Source organism: Nonomuraea sp. KM90, assembly GCF_052246675.1.
GTDB lineage: Bacteria > Actinomycetota > Actinomycetes > Streptosporangiales > Streptosporangiaceae > Nonomuraea.
Genome location: NZ_JBQQCB010000117.1, coordinates 22214 through 32266, shown reverse-complemented (window position 1 = coordinate 32266; position 10053 = coordinate 22214). Strand labels below are relative to the sequence as shown.

Here is a 10053-nt window from a genome sequence, read left to right as displayed (position 1 = left end):
CACCCGCGACCTGCACACCTTCATCACCGCGCTGGTCGGCGGCAAGCTCCTGCCCAGCGAGCTGCTGGCCGAGATGTGCACCCCGGAGGCCAAGGCCGGCTACGGCCTGGGCGTGTTCGTGCAGGAGGCACCCGGCGGCGGCACCATCATCACCCACAACGGCGGCATGGCCGGCCACGCCGCGCTCATGTACAGCACCCCCGACGGCAGCAAGACCCTCACCGCCGCACTCAACTACCCCGACGATGCCGCCATGTCCCTGGGAGCGGCCTTCCAGCAGGCCACGCAGCAGCTCGTCCAGGAGGTGTTCGGCAGCGGCCAGCCCGGGCCGACCCAGTAGGCAGGGCCGGACACCCCGCAAGGCTCAGTTGCCCACACCGAGGTCGGACATGAACGCGGACGGGTACCGGTCGCCCCGCGCCGCACCCGGTGGCACCGCCTTCTCGATGTCGGCGAGGTCGTCCGCGGTGAGACTCACGTCCATCGCGGGCAGCGCCTCGGCCAGCCGCTCGCGGGTGCGGGCGCCGGCCAGCGGCACGATGCCTTCACCCTGCGCGGCCACCCAGGCGATGGCCAGCTGGGCGACGGTGCAGCCCTTGGCCTCGGCGACCCGGCGCAGCGCGTCCACGAGGGCGAGGTTGTGCTCCAGGTTCCCGCCGGAGAACCGCGGGCTGAATCCGCGCATGTCGCCGGGGCCGGCGGTGCGGTCGGCGGCCCAGTGCCCGGAGATGAGGCCGCGGCCGAGGACGCCGTAGGCGGTCAGGCCGATGCCGAGCTCCCGCAGCGTGGGCAGGACGTCCGCCTCCACCGCCCGCGAGAGCAGCGAGTACTCGATCTGCAGGTCGGCGATCGGGTGCACGGCGTGCGCCCGGCGGATCGTGGCCGCGTCGACCTCCGACAGCCCGATGTGCCGTACGTACCCGGCGTCGACCATCTCCTTGATCGCGCCCACCGTCTCCTCGATCGGCACCGCCCGGTCCAGCCGGGCCGGACGGTAGATGTCGATGTGGTCGGTGCCCAGCCGGGTCAGCGAGTAGGCCAGGAAGTTCTTCACCGCCTCGGGGCGGCCGTCCTGCCCGCCGAGCTCGTGGCCCGGCCCCCGCATCTGCCCGAACTTGACGCTCAGCTGGTAGCTGTCCCGGTCCCGGCCGCGCAGCGCCTCGGCGAGCAGCAGCTCGTTGTGGCCCATGGCGTAGAAGTCGCCGGTGTCGATCAGCGTGACGCCGGCCTCCAGCGCGGCGTGCACAGTGGCGATGCTCTCCGCGCGATCGGTCGCGCCGTACCCGCCCGACATGCCCATCGCGCCCAGGCCCAGCGCGGAAACGGCCGGTCCGGTGCGGCCCAGGGTTCGTGTCTGCATGGTGTTCTCCCTCGTCGTCGATCTCGTCCCTCACTCTGGACGGCACGCCGGGGCGGGCGGAAGCGGAGCGTTCATCATGGGAGAGCCGCTCCCTGGCTCGGCTCGCCGGCCGCGAGGCAGGATGGAGCCATGGAACGTGAGCAGCTCGCCGACTTCCTGCGCCGCCGCCGCGAGGCGATCCGGTCGGCCGAGGTGGGCCTGGCCGACAGCCCCCGCCGCCGCACCAGCGGCCTGCGCCGGGAGGAGGTGGCGATGCTCGCCGGCATGTCGGTGGACTACGTCGTACGCCTGGAGCAGGGTCGCAGCAGCCAGCCGTCCACGCAGTTGCTCGGCGCGCTGGCGCGGGCGTTGCGCCTGTCCGACGACGAGCGCGACCATCTGTTCCACCTGGCCGGTCACCATCCTCCGCCCGCCGAAGGGGTGGCTCGCCTGGCCCGCGCCGGCCTGATGCGCATGCTCGACCTGCTCGGCGACACGCCGGCCGTGGTGCTGTCCGACCTGGGCGAGGTTCTCGCCCAGAACCGGGCGGCCCTCCTGGTGATGGGCGACCACACGCGCCTCTCCGGCGACCGGCGCTACGTCGTGTACCGCTGGTTCACCGACCCCGCGGCCCGCGCCGTCCACCCGCCCGAGGAGCAGGAGCATCAGGCCCGCCAGATCGTGGCCGACCTGCGCGCGGTCGCCGGGCGGCGGACCGGTGACCCGACGGTCACCGGGCTCATCGACCGGCTGCAGGCCGTGAGCGCCGACTTCCGGCGGCTGTGGGCCGAACACGAGGTGGCGGTACGGCGCGCCAACCGCAAGACCCTGCTGCACCCGCGGGTGGGCCCCCTGGTGATGGACTGCGAGACCCTGATCACGCCCGACCAGGGGCAGCAACTGCTGGTGTTCACCCCGGCGGACGACGAGACCCGCGAGCGGCTGGAGCTGCTACGGGTGCTCGGCATCGAAGAGTTCCCAGCAGGGGTCACCGGCAGGATCGAACGCTGAGGGCGAGGCCGCGCCGCGGAACGGCGACGACACGATGCCCGGTCGGGTCGCCGTCCGGCAGAGCGCGGAGCGGCCGGGACTGAGAAACTTGCACGATCTGGGGTCGGCTCCCGTAACGCGAAGTCTCGGGGTCAGGCGCTGCCGGTGGCGTAGCCGACCACCGCGTCGCCTTGGGAGGCGTCGGCGTCCAGGGCGAGCGCTGTCGAGATTCGGCCGAGCATGGTGTAGAAGCCGGTGACGATGAGCAGCTCCACGATCTGACGCGGCGACAGATGGCGGCGCAACCGGGCGAACGTCGTGTCGGAGGCCGAGCCGCGATGCAGGACCTCCGCGGTGAAGCTCACCGTCGCCTGCTCCGCCTCGGTCAGGCAGGGCGCGTCGAGACGGCCGTCGCGGATCGCGATCATTTTGGACCGCGCGGTGTGTTCGGCCTGGGCGGCGCTCACGTGCTGGGTCCATACGTACGTCGCGCCGAGGTCCACGGCGACCTGAAGAACAGCCAGCTCGCGAAGGTCCCCGGGCAGTGTCATGTCGGCGAGGACCGCGCGTGAGAAGCCCATGGCGGCGGGGAACACGGTCTGCGCGTGCGCGGCCATCCGGAAGATGTTGAGCGGCGGGAGCGCCTGCAGCAGTCGCCGGGCCTCCCCCGAGAGCTCGTCCGGGGTGGGGTACGGGATCCGCGCGGTCTGCTGGTGGGCGATCGGGCCGAACAGCCAGGTGCCCGGTACGTGGGGGTCGTCGCTGGAGTAGAACTCCTCGAAGGTCTCGGCGAGTTCCTGCGCTGAGACGGTGCCGCTGAAGTCGATGTCGAGGTGGCGGAAGGCCATGTCGGCGTCACGCTCGGCCAGGCCCCACCCGCCCAGGAAAGCGCGGAATTCCGCGGAGTCCAGCTCGCCGTCGCGGTCGGTGTCGCAGACCGCCACGACCGCCTCGGCCAGGCGCCCCAATGCCTCGCGCGGGACAGGGCGGGGCTGGTGGAAGCGTTCCCTGGTCACCGGGCCCGGCGGGTACAGCACGTCGAACAGTTCGGCGTGCCGGGAGCGGAGCTCGTCGCCGGCCGCCTCGCCGGCTTGGCAGCGCGCAGTGATGCGGTCGGCGGCGTTCTCGAAGTCCGCCTTGTCGATCTTGCTGTCGCCGTCGGTGTCGAGCAGGTGGAAAAGGTTATCGAGCTTGCTCCTGCTCAAGTCGTGCATCGATGGGTTCCTTTCCTGGGGCCTGTCTGGGGGCCGGTTCTGGGCGGTGGGCGATCGAGGCCGGGACGAGCTCCGTGACCCGGGCGGCGACCGTGCCGTCCGGCGACACCGACAGCAGGGCGGAGCCTTGCTCGACGAGGGCAAGCGGTCCTGCCGGCGCGACATCGAACAGCTCGACCCGGGCGGCGGTCTTGGGCACCACGATGTCGATCGGCCCCGGCGGCTGGAGCGTGGCCAGCTGGAACAGTCCGTCGAGCTGGACGACGGGCAGGGTGCTTTCCGGGAACCAGCGCGCGATCTCGGCGAGGTCCACGTGGAGCTCGGCGCGGCGCCCCTGCGGGTGGACCCGCGCATGGTGCATCCCGGCGAACAGCCCGGTCAGTTCGATCACGGGGGCGCCAGCCACACAGGGATTGACCAGTTCGCCGCCGGGCGCGTCCGGCCAGGGCTCCCAGCGCGGAGCCTGCGGCGGGTCATCACCGAGCAGGACGTCGAGGCAGGCGTGCAGCCGGTCGTGGACGAGGACGCGGCCGTCCGGGGCACGCACGTCCCCGCTCACCCGGACGTGGATCCTGTCGGGGGCGGTCAGCCTGCCGGTGACCTGGACCAGATGCGGCCGGTCGCGGGCGTGGACGTGCAGGAAGCTGTCGAGCCGGAGGTTCTCGAAGGCGACGGGGAAGCGCCCGGGGCACAGGAGTCGCGCCGCGTCCGCGGCGATGCCGATGTGGAAGGCGCCGGGCAGAGTCGGGAAGCCGCGCACCAGGTGCTGTTCGAGGTAGCCGTCCCTGTCCAGGTCGAACCGCCTGGTGAAGGTGATGGTGCCGGCTTCGAGCTCGTTGATCCGGCCGGCGAAGAAGGCGCCGTGGCACCAAGCGCGGTAGCCGGGTGCGGTGCGTTCGATGGCCTTGATCTCGCGGGGGCCGAGCAGCACCGTCGCCGGCGGCCGGTCTTGGGCCGCCAGCTCCCGCATGAAGTGCCGGACGCCTTCGTCGCTGCTCATGGCGGTCAGCAGGCCGCCCTGGTCGAAGTGGGCCTGCTGGAGCGCTGAGGCGGCGAGCCCGGTCTCTCGCCAGAGGCTGAATCCGATGGTGTGCTCGGCCGGGCTCTTCTCCGCCTGGTGGAAGAGATAGTCGTTGGTCGCCGCATAGTCGGAGTCGCCCGGAAGGGCGAAGAAGCCGGCGTAGGAGCCCACGTTGTACCAGAGCGCGGGCGGGTGGTCGGCGAACGCGCGGGTGAGGTTGCGGTGGACGTCCCGCTTGAAGTCGCGTACGTGCCGGAACTCCGCGAGGCTCTTGGTGGCGAGAGCGTGGTTGCGGTTGACCCCGGCGAGATTGAGCAGCAGATCCACTCGGGGCGAGCCGCGCAGGACATCAGCCATGACCCGGGCCACGGAATCCGCGTCGAGCAGATCGCAGACGTGGTGGACCACCCTGTTCTCGCCGCAGAGCGCGGTGAGTTCGGCGAGCGTGTCGCGGACCTGCATGGCCTGAACGTGCCGGTCGTAGGCGTGGCTCGCCTCGGCGGGCGACTGCCCGCGGGGACGGGCCTTGATGAACGCGGCGCGGCCCTGCCTCGCGGCTTCCGGGATGTCATGGGGCCGGCTGGTGCCGAGCACGACGATCCGCGGTGCGCTCGCCCGGGCTATGCCCTTGAGGAGTTCGGCGCCGATGCCGCGGCCCCCACCCGCGGCCACGACGAGCGAGTCGCGGGTCAGCGGCACGTCGGTGCCCACGGTCGGCCGCTGCTGTGCCCTCACCGCGAGGCGGCGGCCACCGCGGTAGTAGATGACGGGCAGCAGGTGCTGTTCGCCGCTCTCGCCGGCCGCGTCGGCCAGCGCCGCGGGAAGGTCCCCGTCGTGCACGACGGCCAGGACCTCGGATGCGGGGAACTCCAGGGCCAGCACCTTGACGAATCCGGTGTACAGACCGACCTGAGGGTCGTCTGCCGCGTGGTAGAGCAGGACGGTGACGGAGTTGCCGCCGCTGAACCGTCCCGCGCAGGCGCGTACGGCCAGGAACATCGCGTCGTGCAGCCGGCTCGTGGCCGGTCCGCGCAGGTCGACCAGGATGCGCAGGTGCTCGGGCCGCAGGCCCGAGCACAGTGACTCGTTCAGGGGCAGCGGGGTGGCGGTGCCGTCCTGGTGGAGGACGATGCGGTCGTCCTCGACGACGAGGAGCGCCTGGGATTCCGGGACGGCGACGGGGTCGTTGGTGATGACCAGCGTCCCGGGCGGGATGAAGGGCCGGGCGGGACGCTCGCGGCTCGGCTCCGACGGGGCGAGGGACAGGACGTGCCGGGCCAGCGCGTCCGCAGGCGCCGTTCTGCGGGTCAGGACAAGCTCGCGGCCGGTCGTCTCGTCCCCGCGGACGAGCCGCAGCTCGTCGTCGGTGCCCTGGAGGAAGTCGATGATCTCGCGTCCGCCCTCCGCGCCCGCCAGGGTCTCTCCGCGCCGGACCGGTGCGGCGGAGGTCGGGCGTGCGGACCGTACGGTCGCGAGAACGGGCAGGCCGGCGCTCTCGGCGATCTCCCGGCTGGTCACGGCGAACAGGAACGCGCCCTCGGCGAGCGACCTGCCGGGGAACAAGGCGGTGAACGCGGGAAGGCTGTTGCCGTGCGCGCCGCAGACCAGCGCCACCTCCAATGTGCCGTCGCCCACGTAGTGCGCCGCCACCTGGAAGGCCTCTATCAGGGACGCCTCCCCCTGGTCCACGCTCATGTTGAGGCCGCGCAGATCGAACCGGTTGGACAGCCGGCCGGCCGCCAGGTTCGGCATGCAACCCGGGTAGGAGTCCTCCGTGGGCGGCAAGGCCAGGCCCTCCAGCTCCGCACGCAGCCGGGAGGCGAACGCCTTCAGTTCGGGGTCGCCATCGGGAAGCAGGCCGTCCAGCTCGTCGGCGTGGGTGCGGGCCCGCAGCAGCATCGCCGTACGCGTCGGGCCGCAGTGGCCGACAATGACACCGCCGCGTTCGCTGCGGGCTTCGATGAACGATCGCACCTCGGCGGGCAGGCGGTGGACCCCTTGCACCAGCATCAGCTGGACCCGGTCCATGCGGCGGACGTTCGCCTGCGGAAGGGTGAGCTCCTCCAGCGGGGGCGGAGGGTAGTCGGCGCCGAACCCCGAGCCCTCCTGCGGGAGCACCGTGGAACACCCGACGATCACCATCTCCTGCGTGTCCGGTTCCGGGGCGGGAGGCGCGGCGGCGGGTCGATACTCCTGGATCACGACGTGCGCGTTGGTGCCGCCGAACCCGAACCCCGAGACCGCCCCGGCCCGTCCCCGGGTGCCCTCGGACGGCCAGGGCGTGTGCCTTGAGGGGATGTCGATCTCCGTACCCGAGAGCTGCGGGCCGCTCGAAAGCGGCTGTGCGGGGATCTCGCCGTGCCGCAGCGCAAGGAGGAGATGGATGACCGAGGCCGCCCCCGCCGCCCAGCCGGTGTGCCCGATCAGGGACTTGTTGGAGACGACGTGCAGCGGACGTCCCGTGGCGTAGCACTGGCGCAGGGCGGAGAGTTCCACGGCGTCGCCCCTCGGCGTCCCGGTCGCGTGTGCCACGATCAGGGACACATCCTCGGCGGGCAGTCCCGAGCAGGCGAGCGCCCTGGCGATCGCGCGCTGCTGCCCCGCCGCCGCCGGCTTGTAGATCGAGGTACCGCGGCCGTCGGCCGACAGCCCCACGCCGCTGATGATGCCGTGGACGGTGTCGCCGTCGGCCAGCGCACGGCCGAGCCGTTTGAGCACCACGACGGCCGCGCCGTCGGAGAACAGCACGCCGTCGGCATCCGATGACAGCGCGCGGACGGCGTCGCCGCGAGCCAGCCCGCCGTTCTTGGCGAACATCACCTGCAGCGTCGGCGTCAGCACGCTCGCGCCACCGCACACGGCCACGTCGGCCTGGCCGGCGAGCAGTTCTCGCCGCGCCAGGTCGAGCGCGTACAGCGAGGACGAGCACGCGGTGTCGACGAGATGGGTACGGGTCCCGGGCGGCAACAAGCCCTCGGCCACCGCGTGGACGAGCCGGTGCGGCAGATGGGACACTGCCGCACCGCGTCCGCCGTACCGGGCGTTGACCAGCTCTTCGAGCCGCGAGGACGGGGGCAGGCTCCTCGCCCGTGCGAGCACCTCGTCGCGGAACAGCGACTCCTCCTGGTGCTGGCTGCCGTCGGCGGTGTACCCCAGGCTGAGGGTGAAGCGATCTCCGGCGGTGGTGGCGACCCCTTTCAGCGCCTGGGACACGCTGTGCCGCAGCCAGCCCAGCGCGTGATCCTCGTCCGGGGCACCGTGGGCGTCGAGGAAGCCGCCCATCTGTGTGTAGGTCTTGTCGGGTTCGTCGCCGGTGACCGCCGCGAAGTCCGCCACTCTCCAGCGCTCGGCCGGCGGGTCGGACAGCTGGGGCTCGCCCGAGCGGAGCAGGCGCCAATAGTCGTCAGGCGATCGCGCGCCGGGGATCGCGAGTCCCATGCCGACCACGGCGATCGCGTCGGAGCCGGGCTCCGCGGGCCGGGGCGGTGGGGTGGCCGTCGTCGGGGCGGCGGTGTGGATGTGGGAGAGCCCTCCGTCGGCCAGCAGGGTCTGCCCGGTGACGAACGAGGCGTGCTCGCAGGCGAGCAGCAGGACCAGACTCGCCAGCTCCCGGGAAGCGGCCAGCCGGCCCATCGGGGTCGCCGCCTCCACCGCACTCCGGAACTGCTCGGCCTGCGGGAACAGGCGGCCGGTCGGGTTGTCGATCAGGCCGCTGGAGGCGGTGTTGACCCTGATCCCGTACGGTGCGAATTCGACGGCCAGGTAACGGGTGAGAGCCTCCAGCGCGGCTTTGGTCACGCCGGTCGGCAGGTAGTCGCGGACCGCGCGCTGGGCGCCGATCGATGAGACGTTCACGATCACGCCGCCGCGCGGCATGCGCGGGCGGGCCGCCCTGGCACACCACAGCGCGCCCTTGACGTTGGTGGCGAAGGCCCGGTCCAGGGCCTCTTCCGTGGTCGCCGCGTGGTCGGCGAACTGTCCCGTCGCCGCGTTGTTGACCAATAGGTCCAGCCGGTCGATCTCCGCGAACATGTGCTCGACCTGGGCGGGCTGGGCCACCGAGGCACGTACGGCCCGCACCCGCAGACCTTCGGCGGTGAGCCGGGCCGCCAGTTCCTTGCCGCGGTCATAGGAGTGGAAACAGTTGACGATCACCTCCGCGCCGGCCCGGGCGAGGTATTCGACAATGTGGCTGCCGACCTCCCCCGCACCCCCCGTGACCAGCGCTGTCTTGCCCGCGAAGCCGCCCCATTCCGGCTCACCTGCCACCGCTGGCCTCCAGCGAGGCGATCACCTGGCCGGCGATGTCGCCGAGGGTCTCGTGGTCCGCGATCCCGTTGACGGCGGAAGGCTCCAGCCCGAAGTGCCGGCCGACCCGGCCCAGCAACTGGATGCGTTTGACCGAATCCACGCCGAGTTCGGCCTCCAGATGGGCGTCGGCGGTGAGGACGTCCTCGGGATAGTCCAGGGCAGCCGCGTAGATCGCTCGAAGCTGCGCCATGACCTCCTCGTCCGTGGTGGACGGCTGGGGCGAGGGGACATCGACGGGCTCATCGGTGTCCTCGGTGTCCACGGCGGCCGGCTCGGTCAGGGCGGGCAGGATGACGACCTGGGGGTGTGCCGCCTTCACCAGACCGGTGAGCGTGCGACCGGCACCGACCTCCATGAAGACCCTCGCGCCTGCTTCGTGCAGCCGGGTGATCGTCGTGTCGAATCGAACGGGTGTCACCAGATGCATCCCGAGAATGTCCACCAGGTCGTCGTCGCCCCGGTAGCACCGGCCCAGGATGGGCGAGTAGACGGGCGTACGCGTCGGGGCGCACCGCACCCTTCCCAGCCGCTTGACCACCTCGGTCCTGACCCCGGACATCAGGTCGTTGTGGAAGGGGGCAGGGGCCGGGAGCCGGACCGCAGGGAGCCCGAGCGCGTCCGCCACCGCCCCGATCCTGGCCAACCCCTGCTCCGGGCCGGAGACGACCACCTGTGACCGGCCGTTCACGACGGCGACCACCACATGGGGCTCCGCCGCAAGGTCGAGGATCTGCTCCACCCGCCGGACGTCGCAGCTCAGGGAGAGCATGCCGCCGGAGGTGCCCGCGGTCGCCGCGATCCGGTGGCAGAGCATCTCGGCGCCCTGCGCGACGGTGAGCGCCCCACCGGCCACGAGCGCGGCGAACTCGCCCATGCTGTGCCCGACCAGCAGGCCGAACTCGACCTCACGGACCCGCAGCAGCTCGTACGTCGCGACGGACACGGTGTAGACGGCCAGCTGGAAAAGCTCTGGGCCTTCCGGAATCGCTGCCGCGGGCCCGAAGATCTGCGAACCGATGTCCGTGCCGAGGACACGTAGCGCGACCTCGTCGATCTCCGCCAGCACACCCCGCAGGACCGGGTCGCCCTCATCCCAGAAGGAGGCGAGCGCTCCCTTGCGGTAACCGCCCTGGCCGGGGAACAGGCCGACCAGGGCGTCGATGTCCAGGAAGGCCACG

5 protein-coding genes and 1 pseudogene are annotated in these 10053 nt (G+C 72.0%); 2 read left to right on the top strand and 4 right to left on the bottom strand.

The annotated features are described in order from the left end of the window. A pseudogene (locus ACTWPW_RS51740) lies at positions 1-340 on the top strand (alkaline D-peptidase); the annotation flags it as partial. Between the two features lie 24 nt (positions 341-364). Here ACTWPW_RS51740 and ACTWPW_RS51735 read toward each other — a convergent pair. Then, a complete protein-coding gene (locus tag ACTWPW_RS51735) occupies positions 365-1360 on the bottom strand; it encodes an aldo/keto reductase (RefSeq protein WP_443173257.1) in 996 nt (331 codons plus the stop codon). A gap of 129 nt (positions 1361-1489) precedes the next feature. Between ACTWPW_RS51735 and ACTWPW_RS51730 the strand changes: the two genes are divergently transcribed. Further along, the gene (locus tag ACTWPW_RS51730) at positions 1490-2350 is read left to right on the top strand and encodes a helix-turn-helix transcriptional regulator (RefSeq protein ID WP_443173256.1); all 861 of its coding nucleotides are present in this window, start codon (positions 1490-1492) and stop codon (positions 2348-2350) included. 131 nt (positions 2351-2481) lie between these two features. On the opposite strand, the gene ACTWPW_RS51725 is transcribed toward ACTWPW_RS51730, so the two are convergent. Genes ACTWPW_RS51725 through ACTWPW_RS51715 form a run of 3 tightly spaced genes read right to left on the bottom strand, consistent with a single transcriptional unit; the run spans position 2482 to position 10052 of the window. Continuing rightward, the gene (locus ACTWPW_RS51725) at positions 2482-3543 is read right to left on the bottom strand and encodes an EF-hand domain-containing protein (protein ID WP_443173255.1); all 1062 of its coding nucleotides are present in this window, start codon (positions 3541-3543) and stop codon (positions 2482-2484) included. Then, complete coding sequence (locus ACTWPW_RS51720; RefSeq protein WP_443173254.1) at positions 3512-8833, bottom strand: SDR family oxidoreductase; 5322 nt, start codon at positions 8831-8833, stop codon at positions 3512-3514. Before ACTWPW_RS51720 ends, ACTWPW_RS51725 begins: the two co-directional genes overlap by 32 nt. Next, positions 8823-10052, bottom strand: coding sequence for an acyltransferase domain-containing protein (locus tag ACTWPW_RS51715; RefSeq protein ID WP_443173253.1), 1230 nt, complete (start codon positions 10050-10052; stop codon positions 8823-8825). The genes ACTWPW_RS51720 and ACTWPW_RS51715 overlap by 11 nt, the downstream gene beginning before the upstream one ends. Between the last annotated feature and the right edge of the window lies 1 nt (position 10053).

Coding starts and splice junctions, on each gene's coding strand:
- ACTWPW_RS51735 (WP_443173257.1), bottom strand. CDS start 1,360: ATGCAGACACGAACCCTGGGCCGCACCGGACCGGCCGTTTCCGCGCTG.
- ACTWPW_RS51730 (WP_443173256.1), top strand. CDS start 1,490: ATGGAACGTGAGCAGCTCGCCGACTTCCTGCGCCGCCGCCGCGAGGCG.
- ACTWPW_RS51725 (WP_443173255.1), bottom strand. CDS start 3,543: ATGCACGACTTGAGCAGGAGCAAGCTCGATAACCTTTTCCACCTGCTC.